This is a genomic window from Kribbella sancticallisti (assembly GCF_039530625.1).
Classification (GTDB): domain Bacteria; phylum Actinomycetota; class Actinomycetes; order Propionibacteriales; family Kribbellaceae; genus Kribbella; species Kribbella sancticallisti.
In genome coordinates, this window is record NZ_BAAAOS010000010.1 from 99762 (window position 1) to 113577 (window position 13816).

Below are 13816 nucleotides of genomic sequence, written 5' to 3' on the forward strand. Positions count from 1 at the left end.
GCTGTCGACCTTCCGAACCTCCCCCGGGCTCTTCACCCCGGGGCCTGGTGGCTGTGGGCCCTAGGACTCGCAGTAGCCGCTAGCAGGACTCGCAACCCTGTGCTGCTGGTCCTCATCCTGGTAGTGGCGGGCTTCGTGGTCGCCGCCCGCCGCGGCGATGCTCCCTGGGCCAACAGCTACATCGCGTTCCTCAAGCTCGGTCTGGTCGTCATCGCTATTCGAGTGGTCCTGCAAGCGGTGCTGTCGACCCGCTCGCAGGGCAACCTCGTGCTGTTCACTCTGCCGGAGATCCCGCTCCCCGACTGGGCCAACGGCGTGAAGCTCGGCGGCGAAGTGACCGCCGAAGCGGTCCTCACAGCCCTGTACGACGGCGGCCAGCTGGCAGTGATGCTCTGCTGCATAGGCGCGGCCAACGCCCTGGCCAGCCCACGCCGCCTCCTCAAGTCGCTCCCCGGAGCCCTGTACGAGATGGGCGTCGCGTGCGTGGTCGCGCTCACCTTCGCCCCGCAGCTGGTCACCGATGCCCGGCGGACCCGGGCTGCACGCCGCCTGCGCGGGCGAACGCGCGGCTCGTTCCGCACCACGGCGATGCCGGTCCTCGAGGGTGCACTCGACAGGTCCGTCGAGCTGGCCGCCGCCATGGACTCCCGCGGCTACGGCCGCACTGCGCACGTGCCGCGTCGGCAGCGGCGCATCACTGGCGGCTCCGTCCTGCTCGGCCTGCTCGGCATTGCTCTAGGCGTCTACTCCTTGCTTACCGACGCCATGGCCTTCCCCGTCGCGGCCGGAGCTCTGGTAGTCGGTCTGCTGCTCGCGGTCGGCGCCATGGCAGTCGGCCATCAGCGGGTGACCAGGTCGCGCTACCGGCCGGATCCGTGGGCCCTGCCCGAGTGGCTCGTCACTGCGTCCGGTGCGGTGGCAGCCGGGGTCATGGTCATCTCTGCTGCCCGTGGCGTGGAAGGGCTCGTACTAGCGGGGCCGCTGATGGTTCCGCCCGTGCCCTGGGTCCCGGTGCTCGGTCTGCTGGTCGGACTGGTTCCGGCCATCGCTGCACCACCGCTGACCCGACGACGGGAACTGGTGCCCGCATGATCGAGTTCGACCGCGTGACTGTGACCTACGACGGCGCCCCCGAGCCCGCGCTGCGCGACGTGAGCTTCACCATCCCTGAAGGCGAACTGGCTCTGGTGATCGGCCGGACCGGCTCCGGCAAGTCCACCCTGCTGCGGACCATCAACGGCCTGGTCCCGCACTTCACCGGCGGGACCCTGGCCGGCCGGGTACTGGTCAACGGCCGGGACACCAAGGACTACCGCCCGCGTGACCTGGCCGACGTGGTCGGCATCGTCGGGCAGGACCCGATGTCAGGCTTCGTCACCGACACCGTCGAGGATGAACTGGCCTACAGCATGGAGTCACTCGGCATCCCGCCGGACGTCATGCGCCGCAGGGTCGAGGAGACACTCGACCTGCTGGGACTGGCCGACGTACGGGATCGGGCTTTGACGTCCCTGTCGGGTGGGCAGAGGCAGCGGACCGCTATCGGGGCCGCACTCACCTCGCACCCGGCGGTACTGGTTCTGGACGAGCCCACGTCGGCGTTGGATCCCCAGGCTGCTGAAGAGGTCCTGGCCGCGCTGCAGCGGCTCGTGCACGACTTGGGCGTCACTGTCGTGATGGCTGAGCATCGGCTCGAGCGGGTGGTCCAGTACGCCGACAGGGTTATCGAGGTACCAGGTGGCACTGCGGCAGTCTCCACAGGTCTACCGGTCGACCAGATGATCACAGCCCCAGTGGCACCGCCCGTGGTGGAGCTTGGCCGACTTGCGGGCTGGTCGCCGCTGCCCCTGTCAGTGCGGGACGCCCGGCGCGCTGCCGTCGCGCTGCGGACTCGGCTGACCGGCTTGGCGCCACTGCGGCCGGTTGCCGTAGCAGGGCACGAACTAGCGCAGTGCAAGGACCTGATCGTGGCCTACGGCAACATCCCTGCTCTGCGCGGGGTGTCGTTGAGCATCAGGTCCGGCGAGGTGGTCGCCCTGATGGGCCGGAACGGCGCCGGCAAGTCCACCTTGCTCAACGCGCTCGTCGGACTCGTCCAGCCGCGCTCGGGAAGTGCCACCGCGGCCGGAGTCGACCCGCGGCGTACGAAGCCGTCGAGGTTGGTGAAGGCGGTGGGGTTGGTCCCTCAAGAGCCTGCCGACCTCCTGTACGCCGCCACGGTGGCTGACGAGTGTGCCGGCGCTGATGACGACTTCCGGGTGTCCCCTGGTAGCTGTCGAGCCCTGCTCACCCGGTTAGCTCCCGATATCGACGACCGGCTGCACCCGCGCGACTTGTCCGAGGGACAGCGCCTCTGCCTGGCTCTGGCCGTCGTACTGTGTGGCGCTCCCCCGCTGCTGCTGCTCGACGAACCCACCCGTGGGCTCGACTACGGCGCCAAGCGGCGGCTGGTGGAGATCCTGCGGGAACTGGCTCTGGCCGGGCATGCGGTCGTGCTGTCCACGCACGACGTGGAGATGGTCGCCGAAGTGGCGACCAGGGTGCTGGTGCTGGCCGAAGGCGAGTTGGTCAGCGATGGCGAGACCGCCACCGTCATCTCCGGCTCTCCCGCCTTCGCTCCGCAGGTGGCGAAGATCCTTGCACCACTGCCGTTCCTGACCGTCGGAGAAGTCGCTACCGCCTTGGAACGGGCCTCGTGAACCTGCTCCGCCTCAAGCCCCGCAGTACTGCGACCCTGGTGCTCGCGTCGGTCGTCGGCATCTTCGCCTTCGGCTGGCCCCTGCTCTGGCAGACGTCACAGAGCGGGGAATCAGCGCTCGGACACACCACGGACGCGCCCTGGCTGTTCGTCCTGCTCCTGCCGCTCCTGGTCGCCGTAGTACTGGCTGAGTTGTCCGAATCAGGGATCGACGCCAAGGTGATCTCCCTCCTCGGCATGTTGGCGGCAGTAGGTGCCGCACTGCGTGCACTCGGCCCTGGTACTGCTGGGCTCGAGCCTGAGTTCTTCCTGCTGATCCTGGCTGGGCGGGCCTTCGGTGCCGGGTTCGGGTTCGTCCTGGGCGCGCTGTCGCTGCTGGCCGGTGCACTGGTCAGTGGCGGGGTGGGGCCGTGGATGCCGTTCCAGATGTTCGCCTGCGCCTGGGTGGGGTGCCTGGCCGGCCTCCTCCCGCGCGTGGGCGGCCGGCTGGAGATCCTCCTGCTGGCGGCGTACTCGCTGGTCGGTGGGATTCTCTACGGCCTGGTGATGAACCTGTGGTTCTGGCCGTACGCCACCTTCGGCAGCGACTTCTCGTTCATCCCGGGCGACGCGTTGGCGGAGAACCTGCACAGGTACTTCTTGTTCGTGGTGGCCACCTCGCTCGGCTGGGACATCCCCCGCGGGGTGCTGTGCGCAGTACTGGTGCTGCTGCTGGGTCGGCCGATCCTCAACGCGTTCCGCCGGACGGCCCGGAAGGCGGCGTTCGACGTACCGGTGGTGTTCGAGGAGAGGAGGTCGGTCAATGGCTGAACTCGTCACCGGACCGGATGGAGCGGTCGTTGACGGAGTACTGCGGTTGGGAGTCGACGGCAACGTCGCGGTCGCCGGGTACGAGGTGACTACGACCCGGACCCCGCGCGGGCTGCGGTACGACGTACTGGCGCCTGACGGGTCGCTGGTCTCCTGGACGGCGCCGGTGGCTGCCCAGCGCACTCTGGTCCTCGGTGGGGCGCGTTCCGGGAAGTCCACCGAGGCCGAGCGACTGATGGCCGAGCACCCCGACACCGTGTACGTCGCGACGGGTGGAGATGGGTCGGCTGATCCCGAGTGGGCCGAGCGGATCTCTCGGCACCAGGAGCGGCGGCCGGCGACCTGGGGACTCGTGGAGACCATCGACCTCGTGCCCGTGCTGGAGACGCCGGGTCCGCCGCTGCTGATCGACTGCCTGACGCTCTGGCTGGCGCGGACGATGGACGACTGCGAGGTCTGGGACGACCTCAACCGCTCCACGGCCGTCGAGCAACGCATCGAGGAGTTGGCCGCGGCCTGGTCCGCGACTCCCCGCCTAGTCGTTGCTGTCAGCAACGACGTCGGCTCGGGGGTGGTCCCGGCCGACGCCGGCACCCGGCTCTTCCGTGACCTGATGGGACGCGTCAACACCACGATTTCCCGTCGGTCCGACACGGTCTTGTGGTGCACCGCCGGCCGGACCGTCGCCCTGTGAACGGCCTGAGGCTGGCAGTCGGAACGTTGTCCGTGCTGCCTGCCGGGATGCCCTCGAAGGTTGATCGCGTGGTGGCGGGGCGGGCGATGGCTTGGGCACCGGCGGTCGGGTTGGTGCTGGGCGGGATCGCGGCGGCTGTGGTGGCCGCGGCCGACGCACTGAAGCCTGAGGCCCAGTTGCTCTCCGCGGTGCTTGGGATCGTGGTGCTGATGGGATTGTCAGGGGCCCTGCATCTGGATGGGCTCGCCGACACCGCCGACGGATTCGGCAGCAGGCGCGACCGGGAGACGATGCTGCGGATCATGAAGCGGAGCGACATCGGCCCGTTCGGCGTCGCCTCGATCGCCGGCGTCCTGCTGATCGACGTCGCCGCCCTGACCGCCTGCATCCAAGCCGGCTTCGGCTGGCAGGCCCTCCTCATCGGCGCCGTCGCCAGCCGCCTTACCCTCCCCTGGTCCTGCCGCACCACCACCCCGTCCGCCCGCCCCGACGGCCTGGGCGCCATGGTCGCCTCCACGGTCCGGCCGCTCACCGCCTATGTCCTCACCCTCGCCGCACTCGCCTCAGCCATAGCCCTCACCTGGCTGACCAGCCCCTCTGAACCAACTGGCCCTGATCTGATCGGCGCAGGCGCCGCGGTACTCATCGCAGTCCTCGTCGCCGGCGCGCTAACCCACCGGGCAACCACAGCACTAGGCGGAATCACCGGCGACACCCTCGGCGCCGGCGTCGAACTCGCTCTTCCAGCCGCCCTGATCACGCTCGCCCTCACCTCCTGACGCCACGCCAGTCCCCCGAGACCAAGGGATGTCCCGACCTGGGCATTAGTGTTCTCGCGGGGGTTGGATGGGCAGTACTGGGCGTAACAGTGAGGACACATGGCGATCACTCGCAGTATCGGTACCGGCGGTTCGGGAGCGAAAGCCCCGCGATCCGTTATCTTTATGTAATGAACGCAACCCGCCCAGCGCCTGGCTCGCAGGCTTCGCTCCGCGAAGCCAACCGCGAGCGTGTCTTGGGGGTTGTCCGGCAGCACGGTCCACTCACGCAGGTCGAGATCGCTGCCGCCTCCGGGTTGTCCGCCGCCACCGTCTCCAACATGGTCAAGGAACTCGACCAGGCCGGCATGGTCGGCCTGTCCCGCAGCATCCGCAACGGTCGCCGCGCGGTACTGGTCTCGCTGGCTTCGGGCGGTGGACTGCTGGCCGGGGTCGCCTTCGGTGAACGCGACGTCCGGGTGGCGATCGCCTCCGAGAACAGCGAGATTCTCGCTCAGCAACTGATGCCACTGCAGGCCGACCACGTCGCCGACGACGGGATGGAACGCGCCGCCCGACTGCTCGCCGACCTCGCCGAGCAGGTCGGCGCGGGCGTCGAGGACATCGGCGCGATCGGGTTCGGCCTGCCCGCTCCGGTCGACTCGGTCAGCGGCGAGGCGGGTTCGGACGCGGTACTGCCGGGTTGGCGCGGCGTCAACGTGGCCGAGGCGATGGCCGGGCATCTGCGCGCCCCGGTCGCGCTCGACAACACCGCCAACCTGGCCGCCCTCGGCGAACTCCGCAACGGCGCGCTGCGCGGCGTCCAGCACGGCTGCTACATCAAGTTCTCGTACGGCGTGGGCGCGGGCATCGTGCTCGGTGGCGAGGTGTTCCGCGGCTCGGCCGGCACCGCGGGCGAGATCGGCCATCTCACCATCGACGAGAACGGTCCGATCTGCCGCTGCGGCAACCGCGGCTGCCTCGACACCTTCGTCGGGTCCCGCGCGTTGCTCAGTTCATTGCAGGCCTCGCACGGGGCGCTCCGGCTCAGGGATGTCGTCACCCGGGCACTGGCCGGCGATCTCGGCTGCCGGCGGGTGGTCGAGGATGCCGGCCGCCGGGTCGGCGTCGCGGTGGCGGGCCTGGTCAATCTCTTCAACCCCGAGGTGATCGTTGTCGGCGGCAAGATGGCCGAGGCCGGCGACCTGATCCTGCTCCCGATGCGGGAGGCGCTGGACCGCTGCGCGATCCCGAGCGCGGCCGCGACGGTGGAGTTACGGCCGGCTGAACTCGGTGACGAAGCGGATGTGCTCGGCGCCATTCAGTTGGCGTCCGTGCTGAGCCACTCGCGGACGGCCAGGTTGCTGGAGACAACCGTGTAACAACGATATGTCTATTTCTTGAATTCAAGCCTTGACGTCAAGCCCGATCTGCCTTTGACTCTGCTCAGGCCTACTCGGGCCCTCACGTCAAGGAGTCGCTCTATGTCCGTCTCACCAACCCGTCTTGTCGGCCTCGGCATCGCCGTCTCGGCCCTTGCCCTTTCCCTCGTGGCTTGTGGGTCGGACGAACCCGACACCGCGGCCGGCGGTGACGCCAAGGCCGGCGGCAAGATCGCGCTGCTGCTCCCGGAGTCGAAGACGACCCGGTACGAGTCCCTGGACCGGCCGCTGTTCACCGAGGCCCTCAAGGCCGCGTGCGCCGACTGCGAGCTGATCTACAGCAACGCCGACCAGGACGCCGCGAAGCAGCAGCAGCAGGCCGAGGCCGCGCTGACCCAGGGCGCCAAGGTGCTCGTGCTCGACCCGGTCGACGGCAAGGCCGCCGCCGCGGTCGTCGCCTCCGCCAAGGGCCAGAACGTTCCCGTCATCGCCTACGACCGGTTCATCGAGGGCGCGAACTACTACGTCTCGTTCGAGAACGAGGCCGTCGGCAAGCTGCAGGCCCAGACCCTGATCGACACCCTCAAGGCAGCCGGCAAGACGTCCGGCAACATCGCCATGATCAACGGCTCGCCGACCGACCCGAACGCGGCCGACTTCAAGAAGGGCGCGCACAGCGTGCTCGACTCCAGCGGTTTCAAGGTCGCCGCGGAGTTCGACACCCCGGACTGGAGCCCGGACAAGGCCCAGGCCTGGATGGAAGGACAGCTGAGCGCGATCAAGGCCGGCCTGGTCGGCGTCTACGCCGCCAACGACGGCACCGCCGGTGGCGCCATCGCCGCCCTCAAGGGTGGTGGCGTGACGCCGCTCCCGCCGGTCACCGGTCAGGACTCCGAGCTCGCCGCGATCCAGCGGATCGTCGCCGGCGACCAGGCGATGACCATCTACAAGGCCGTGAAGCCGCAGGCCGAGGCCGCCGCCAAGGGCGCCGTGGCGCTGGCGACCGGTGGCAAGCCCGAGTCGACCACCGACAAGTCCGGCGTTCCCTCGACGATCCTGGACCCGGTCGCGGTCACCAAGGCCAACATCAACGACACTGTCGTCAAGGACGGCATCTACAAGGTGACCGACATCTGCACCGCGTCGTTCGCGGCCGCCTGCGCGACCGCCGGCCTCAAGTAATCCCGGTTCCCGACGGTCCGGGTGGGCACCGCGTACCCACCCGGACCGTCGACCGGACAGCAAGCCTCAGGAGGCTGATCGATGACTGTCACTCCCACCCCCGCGCCGGCGATGGCCGGTACGGTGCTGGCGCTTCGGGGCGTCTCGAAGCGCTTCGGCGCGGTCCAGGCGCTGAAGAACATCGAGCTGGACGTGCGCGCTGGTGAAGTGCTCGCCCTGGTCGGTGACAACGGCGCCGGCAAGTCGACGCTGGTGAAGACCATCGCCGGGGTCTACACGGCCGACGACGGCGACATGGTGTTCGACGGGCGGCCCGTGCGGGTCGGCAGTCCGGCCGAGGCGCAGCAGCTCGGCATCGCGACGGTGTTCCAGGACCTGGCCCTGTGCGACAACCTCGACGTGGTCGCGAACCTGTACCTCGGGCGCGAGCTGCGCAAGGGCAACGTGCTCGACGAGGTCGAGATGGAACGCTCCTCCTGGGAGCTGCTCCGCCAGCTGTCGGCCAAGATCCCCAGCGTCCGGATCCCGGTGGCCAGCCTGTCCGGTGGTCAGCGCCAGACGGTCGCGATCGCCCGCAGCCTGCTCGGCCAGCCCAAGGTGGTGATGCTGGACGAGCCCACCGCCGCCCTGGGTGTGGCTCAGACGGCCGAGGTGCTCAACCTGGTCGAGCGGCTCCGCGAGCGTGGCCTCGCGGTGATCCTGATCAGTCACAACATGGCCGACGTGATGGCGGTCGCCGACCGGGTCGCAGTACTGCGGCTGGGCCGGAACAACGGGGTCTTCACGGTCAGCGAGACCAAGACCCAGGACATCATCGCCGCGATCACCGGCGCCACGGACAACGCAGTCTCCGAGCGCGCGGCGCGCCGGACCCGTGAGGAAGGTTCCGCATCATGACCACCCCGGTCGACGGATCGAAGGTCCCCGTCCAAGACACCGTGCCGGACGTGGTGCAGGACCCCGCCGCGCTGCCGGCCGACCTGCAGGACGAGCGCCTGATCGCCAGCCACGGCGTCAGCGGCGCGATCTCCGCGTTCACCTCCCGGCTGCGGTCGGGCGACCTGGGCTCGGTCCCGGTGGTGGTCGGCCTGATCATCATCTGGGCGGTATTCCAGATCGCCAACAGCTCCTTCCTGTCCAGCCGCAACCTGGTCAACCTGACCCTGCAGACCACCTCGGTCGGGGTCATTGCCATCGGCATCGTTCTGGTCCTGCTGCTGGGCGAGATCGACCTGTCGGTCGGCTCGGTCAGCGGGCTGTCGGCGGCCATTCTCGGCGTCACCTTCGTGAACGAGAGCTGGCCGCTGGCCCTCTCGGTGGTCGCGGCCATCGCCGCCGGCGCGGTGATCGGCTTGCTCTACGGGCTGCTCTACACCCGGTTCGGGGTGCCGAGCTTCGTGATCACGCTGGCCGGTCTGCTCGGCTTCCTCGGCCTGCAACTGCTGGTGCTGGGCAAGCAGGGTTCGCTGAACCTTCCGTTCGACTCGGCGATCGTCAAGTTCGCGACGCAGAGCTTCCTGTCCCCCGCGATCGCGTACGGGCTGATCGCCGTGACGGTCGCGCTCTACGCCCTCGGCCGGTTGCGGGCCCGCGGTCAGCGGACGTCGGCCGGCCTGTCCGCCGCGCCGACCTCGGTCATCGGCCTGAAGGCCGGCGCGCTGGCCGTGGTGCTGCTGATCCCGGTGATCGTGCTGAACGGCGACCGCGGCGTACCGTCGATGTTCCTGCTGTTCATCCTGCTGGTCGTCGTCACCGACTTCGCGGTACGGCGTACCCGGTGGGGCCGGTCCGTGATGGCGGTCGGCGGCAACGTCGAAGCGGCCCGGCGGGCGGGTATCAACGTCCGGATGATCTACCTGTCGGTGTTCGCCGCCTGCTCGACCTTCGCGGCGGTCGGCGGTCTGCTCGCCGCGGCCCGGCTGGTCGCGGTGAACCAGAGCAGCGGTGGTGCCGACACCAACCTGAACGCGATCGCCGCCGCCGTGATCGGTGGAACCAGCCTGTTCGGCGGCCGCGGTTCGGCGTACTCGGCACTGCTGGGCGCGCTGGTCATCGTGTCGATCTCCAACGGCCTCAGCCTGCTCAGCCTGGACTCGAACGTGCGGTACATCGTGACCGCCGGCGTGCTGCTGATCGCCGTCACGATCGACTCCCTCAGCCGCCGCAGCCGACAGGCCCACGGCCGCGCCTAGGGCGGGTCTGCTTATGCCCTGCAGTCGCGAGCAGGTGCTCGGTGCGGTAGCTCGGTGTGCTGGAGTGAAGGCCTCGATGCTTTTCCATCGTGGCCTTTGCTCCAGTGCGGCGAGGTGCCGTGCCGAGTGCCGCGCAGCACGCAGGGGATAAGCAGACCCGCCCTCAGACCCGGTGGGCGGTTGCCTGACCCCTGCATCGGCAGCCGCCCGCCGTTCCAACGACGGATCGCCACTCCCCGCCCGGAGTGGCGATCCGTTCTTTGTCGTCTAGAGGGAGTTGACCGCGCGGGTGGCCACCAGGGCACCCCGGCGTACTGCGCGTTCCAGGTTCCACCGGCGGGCGGCGAAGTCGGCGGACGGGAGCGAGATCGCCACCGACGCCAGTACTGCGCCCGCGCTCGACCTGACCGGCGCGGCCAGGCACGACAAGCCGTCCTGGAACTCGCCGATCTCCAACGCCACCCCGGAACGCCGTACCTTCTCCAGGTGCGTCTCCAGTTGCGGCCGGTCCGTCATCGTGTTCGCGGTGCACTTCAGCAGGCCGACCCGGTCCAGGTAGGCGCCTCGGTCCTCCGGCGTCATCGCGGCCAGCATCACCTTGCCGAAGGCGGTCGCGTGCGTCGCCTCGTGGAAGCCGATGTCGAGCACCTGCACCCGCGGCCGGCGCTCGGAGTCGACCACGTGCGCGATCACGACATCCACCTCGCGGTAGACCGCGTAGTACGCCGCCGCGTCGGCCTCCAGGTGGAGCCGCCGGACAGCCGCCGCGATCAACGGCGGTACTTCGAGTTGCCGCTCCAGCCCTTGCTCGAGCAGCCGCACGCGGTAGCCCAGCCCGTACCGGTGGTTCTGCGCGAGGTGCACCAGGTAGCCGGACTCCGTCAACGTCGCCAAGAGGTGGTACGCCGACGGCAACGCCAACTCGAGATGCGCCGCGATCTCCTTGGCCGTCACCCCATCCCGGCTGGCCGCCACGAACTCCATCGCCCGCAGAGCCCGAGAAACGGACTGCACAGTCCCAGACACTGGCGCCGGCGCCGCGGTCGCCGACTCCCCACGCAGCGCTGCTCCCCCGCCTGCGGCGGGTGGATCAAGCTGAGGAGCAGAGGCGTTCACCCTCACAGCCTGCCTCGAAACCAACCCGACCGCACGCCCCCGGCGAGGCGCGGTCATCCGCTCACCTGGTCCACGTCTGGCGGGCGGGGGAGGTTGTAGCGGACGCTCAGGAGGCCTCGGCAGAGGCCTGAGTTGCCTTCGATGCTGATTCGGGTGGTTTTGGCCAGGCGGAGTTGCACCGGGAGGTCCAGCTCAGCGATCGGGGTTCCGTCGTCCTGGACCAGCAGCGGGGCCTCAGGATCCGCAGGCAGGTTCAACTCCGTACGGCGGCGGCGTAGGCGATCCAGGTCCTCGCCAGGTGAGGCGTCGGCCAGAGTCGCCCCGGACAGGTCCGGGACAGACCAGCCGGACTTGAGAAGGTGCGACGCGACCTGCTCCTGGCAGGCGCGGTGGGCTTTCCGTTGGAAGGTGATCCGGAGTTGCTCCAGCTCGCCGTCCGCAAGGCCCGGGAAAGAGCCGGCGAAACCCCGTCCACCCGCGACGCCTGCGTTGATCTCGTCCGACGCGAAGTGCTCGAGCAGCCGGATCACCACCGCCCGATCACCCGCCCGCGCGGCGACGGCGTCGTACGCGTCGGCGACCATCAGATACGCGAAGTTCGGCGCGCAGAAGTACGTCGGCAGCCGGAGCTCGACCGTCAGCACCTCAGCCGACGAGACCACGCTCGACACGAAGCCGAGCTCCGTGATCGGCGCGTCCAACTCGGGATCACGAACCGTCGCCAGGCCGGCCCAGATCCCCTCCTCGACCCCGTCCGGCCGCACACCCGGCGGCCCGACGGCCACATCGGCGGTCATCACGCCACCGGGAGCGGCTCGGAGCCGATCGGGGCCTTGTCCGTGGTGTTCTCCGGCAGCCGCAGCTCGGCCGGTACGTCGATGCCGTACAGCTTCGCCGCGTTCAGCCCGAGGATCTTCTTCTTCGCCGTCACCGACAGCTCCGGGTACTCGTCCAGCTCCGCCGGGTACCCGAAGTCCACGAACTTCTCGATCAACCAGGCCGGCGTCCAGATCGCGTAGTCGCTGGCGAACGTGATCCGGTCCTCGCCGATCCAGTAGAGCAACTCGCCGATGATCTGGGCGAAGTACTTCGGCCGGCTGTGGATGAACGGCATCGCTACCGCGAGCCCGCCGTACACGTTGGGCTCCTGGGTGGCGATCCAGCAGAAGTCCTCCAGCCGCGGCAGGCCGACGTGCTCGACGATGAAGTTCAGCCCGGGGAACGCCGAGGCGACGTCGTCCACGTCGGCGACGTCGAACGCGTCCCGGTTCAGCGGGTAGATCGTCGGGCCCTTGTGGATGTGGATGTTGCGGATCCCGAGCTCCTCGCACTTCTCCAGGTAGCGGTAGGACCACGGGTCGGTCAGCTTCCAGCCCTTGGAATCGCCCTTCCACTCGGCCGTGTAGAGCTTCACACCCTGCAAATTCCAGCGCTCGGCCAGCTCGGTCAGCTTGTCCAGCCCGGCCTCGCCGTCGCGCGGGTCCCAGGAGCCGTTCACGATGAACTTGTCCGGGTGCTTCTCCGCGATCAGCCCGTCCTGCTCGGTGGTGTTGAAGCCGTTCACGTAGAAGTCGGTCAGGTAGGTCGGCTGGAAGATCGCCCAGTCGACGTACCCGTCGGTGAACAGGTCCTTGATGATGCGTTCCTCGGACTGCTTGTGGAACTCCTCCAGCGTCCACACCTTGTCCTCGGGTGACAGGTTGCGGTGGTAGTCGTAGAAGCAGTTGATGAAGCCCTCGCCGTACCGGTTGGCCTGGTTCGCGGGCGTCGCGTCCCACGCGTGCACGTGGCTGTCGACGATGAAGTAGTCGTTCCCGTCCTTGCTGTACATGTGAACAGCCCTTCAGCTCGTGAGGATGGCGCGACCGCCGGGGACCCGGCCGCCGTCGAGGTCGTCGAGCGCGGTCAGCGCGTCGTCCAGGGAGTACTGCTTGGTGGCCAGCCGGACCCGGCCCTGCGCGGCCAGCGTCATCAGGTCGTCCAGGTCGTTGTAGGAACCGACCAGGTTGCCGACCACGTTGATCTCGCGGGAGATGATGTCGATGGTCGGGACGTCGACCTTGCCGCCGTACCCGATCACGAAGTACGAGCCGGAGTTGCGCGTCATCGCCACGCCGTCCGCCTCGGTGCCGTGCTCGCCGACGAAGTCGAGGACCACCTGCGCGCCCTCGCCGCCGGTCTGGTCGAGCACCTGCTGGACCTGGTCGCCGTCGCTCAGCACGGTGTCGTGCGCGCCGAGCTTCGAGGCCTTCTCCAGTACTTCGGCCGACCGGTCCACCACCGTGATCCGCGCAGGCGTCAGGGCGAGCAGACACTGCAGGCCGATGTGGCCCAGTCCCCCGGCGCCGATCATCACCACCCGGTCACCGGGATGCACGAGCGGAACCGCCTTCCGGACCGCGTGGTACGCCGTCAACCCCGCGTCGGCCAGCGCCGCGACGTCCGCTGGCGCGAGTCCGTCGTCCAGCTTCACCACGGAGCGGATCGACGTACGGAGGTACTCGGCCATGCCCCCGTCGCGGTTGATGCCGGGGAACTCGGAGTTCGTGCAGTGCACGTCGTCGCCCGCTCGGCAGGCCCGGCACAGTCCACACGTCACCAGCGGGTGGAGGATCACCTTGTCGCCCGGGCTCACCCCGGTCACGGCCTGACCGACCTCGACGATCGTGCCGGCGTTCTCGTGGCCGATCACGTAGGGCAGTTCCACGCCGCTCTTCTCGGCCCACTGCCCTTCGATGATGTGCAGGTCGGTGCGGCAGACCCCGGCCGCGTCCACCTTGACGATGACGTCCAGCGGCCCGTTCAGGCCCGGATCGGGGACGTCGTCGAGGGTCGGTGGCTTTCCGTACTCATGGACTCGAACAGCCTTCACCGCGGCCACATCCTTCCGGTCAGGGAGATCGGTGGTCCGATGCTGTCGGTCGGCCGCGGTGCGCGGAAAGAGGCGTTATCGCCTTCCGATAACCGCTTCGTCGGACACAATG

The 13816-nt window shown here is 69.0% G+C and carries 13 protein-coding genes; 9 read left to right on the plus strand and 4 right to left on the minus strand.

The window, feature by feature from the left end:
- Positions 1-99 precede the first annotated feature (99 nt).
- The 9 genes from ABD255_RS06805 (at position 100) to ABD255_RS06845 (ending at position 9716) form a co-directional block, all read left to right on the plus strand.
- Positions 100-1092: an energy-coupling factor transporter transmembrane protein EcfT gene (locus tag ABD255_RS06805; protein WP_344210961.1), complete on the plus strand. Its 993-nt coding sequence runs from the start codon at positions 100-102 to the stop codon at positions 1090-1092.
- Entirely contained in the window at positions 1089-2699 is a 1611-nt protein-coding gene (locus ABD255_RS06810) for an ABC transporter ATP-binding protein (RefSeq protein WP_344210963.1), read from the plus strand. The genes ABD255_RS06805 and ABD255_RS06810 overlap by 4 nt, the downstream gene beginning before the upstream one ends.
- Positions 2696-3508, plus strand: coding sequence for an ECF transporter S component (locus tag ABD255_RS06815; RefSeq protein WP_344210965.1), 813 nt, complete (start codon positions 2696-2698; stop codon positions 3506-3508). Before ABD255_RS06810 ends, ABD255_RS06815 begins: the two co-directional genes overlap by 4 nt.
- Positions 3501-4202: a bifunctional adenosylcobinamide kinase/adenosylcobinamide-phosphate guanylyltransferase gene (locus ABD255_RS06820; RefSeq protein WP_344210967.1), complete on the plus strand. Its 702-nt coding sequence runs from the start codon at positions 3501-3503 to the stop codon at positions 4200-4202. The genes ABD255_RS06815 and ABD255_RS06820 overlap by 8 nt, the downstream gene beginning before the upstream one ends.
- Complete coding sequence (locus ABD255_RS06825) at positions 4199-4981, plus strand: adenosylcobinamide-GDP ribazoletransferase (protein WP_344210969.1); 783 nt, start codon at positions 4199-4201, stop codon at positions 4979-4981. Before ABD255_RS06820 ends, ABD255_RS06825 begins: the two co-directional genes overlap by 4 nt.
- Before the next feature lie 170 nt (positions 4982-5151).
- Entirely contained in the window at positions 5152-6342 is a 1191-nt protein-coding gene (locus tag ABD255_RS06830; RefSeq protein WP_344210971.1) for an ROK family transcriptional regulator, read from the plus strand.
- A gap of 102 nt (positions 6343-6444) precedes the next feature.
- Entirely contained in the window at positions 6445-7524 is a 1080-nt protein-coding gene (locus tag ABD255_RS06835; protein WP_344210973.1) for a substrate-binding domain-containing protein, read from the plus strand.
- 81 nt (positions 7525-7605) lie between these two features.
- Positions 7606-8421: an ATP-binding cassette domain-containing protein gene (locus tag ABD255_RS06840; protein ID WP_344210975.1), complete on the plus strand. Its 816-nt coding sequence runs from the start codon at positions 7606-7608 to the stop codon at positions 8419-8421.
- Positions 8418-9716 carry a sugar ABC transporter permease gene (locus tag ABD255_RS06845; protein ID WP_344210977.1) on the plus strand — a complete coding sequence of 433 codons (1299 nt, stop codon included), beginning with the start codon at positions 8418-8420 and terminating at the stop codon, positions 9714-9716. Before ABD255_RS06840 ends, ABD255_RS06845 begins: the two co-directional genes overlap by 4 nt.
- 267 nt (positions 9717-9983) lie before the next feature.
- Here the strand turns inward: ABD255_RS06845 and ABD255_RS06850 are convergent, their stop codons facing one another.
- The 4 genes from ABD255_RS06850 to ABD255_RS06865 all read right to left on the minus strand — a co-directional run bounded on the left by ABD255_RS06850 (position 9984) and on the right by ABD255_RS06865 (position 13704).
- Positions 9984-10730: an IclR family transcriptional regulator gene (locus tag ABD255_RS06850; protein ID WP_344210979.1), complete on the minus strand. Its 747-nt coding sequence runs from the start codon at positions 10728-10730 to the stop codon at positions 9984-9986.
- A 155-nt stretch (positions 10731-10885) separates the two neighbouring features.
- Entirely contained in the window at positions 10886-11629 is a 744-nt protein-coding gene (locus ABD255_RS06855) for an iron-sulfur cluster assembly protein (RefSeq protein WP_344210981.1), read from the minus strand.
- Entirely contained in the window at positions 11629-12663 is a 1035-nt protein-coding gene (locus ABD255_RS06860; RefSeq protein ID WP_344210983.1) for an amidohydrolase family protein, read from the minus strand. Before ABD255_RS06860 ends, ABD255_RS06855 begins: the two co-directional genes overlap by 1 nt.
- A 12-nt stretch (positions 12664-12675) precedes the next feature.
- Entirely contained in the window at positions 12676-13704 is a 1029-nt protein-coding gene (locus tag ABD255_RS06865) for an NAD(P)-dependent alcohol dehydrogenase (protein WP_344210984.1), read from the minus strand.
- Between the last annotated feature and the right edge of the window lie 112 nt (positions 13705-13816).

Bases quoted from the DNA above. Each gene is read 5' to 3' on its own strand.
- ABD255_RS06810 (WP_344210963.1), top strand. From the start codon at position 1,089: ATGATCGAGTTCGACCGCGTGACTGTGACCTACGACGGCGCCCCCGAG.
- ABD255_RS06820 (WP_344210967.1), top strand. From the start codon at position 3,501: ATGGCTGAACTCGTCACCGGACCGGATGGAGCGGTCGTTGACGGAGTA.
- ABD255_RS06830 (WP_344210971.1), top strand. From the start codon at position 5,152: ATGAACGCAACCCGCCCAGCGCCTGGCTCGCAGGCTTCGCTCCGCGAA.
- ABD255_RS06835 (WP_344210973.1), top strand. From the start codon at position 6,445: ATGTCCGTCTCACCAACCCGTCTTGTCGGCCTCGGCATCGCCGTCTCG.
- ABD255_RS06840 (WP_344210975.1), top strand. From the start codon at position 7,606: ATGACTGTCACTCCCACCCCCGCGCCGGCGATGGCCGGTACGGTGCTG.
- ABD255_RS06845 (WP_344210977.1), top strand. From the start codon at position 8,418: ATGACCACCCCGGTCGACGGATCGAAGGTCCCCGTCCAAGACACCGTG.
- ABD255_RS06855 (WP_344210981.1), bottom strand. From the start codon at position 11,629: ATGACCGCCGATGTGGCCGTCGGGCCGCCGGGTGTGCGGCCGGACGGG.
- ABD255_RS06860 (WP_344210983.1), bottom strand. From the start codon at position 12,663: ATGTACAGCAAGGACGGGAACGACTACTTCATCGTCGACAGCCACGTG.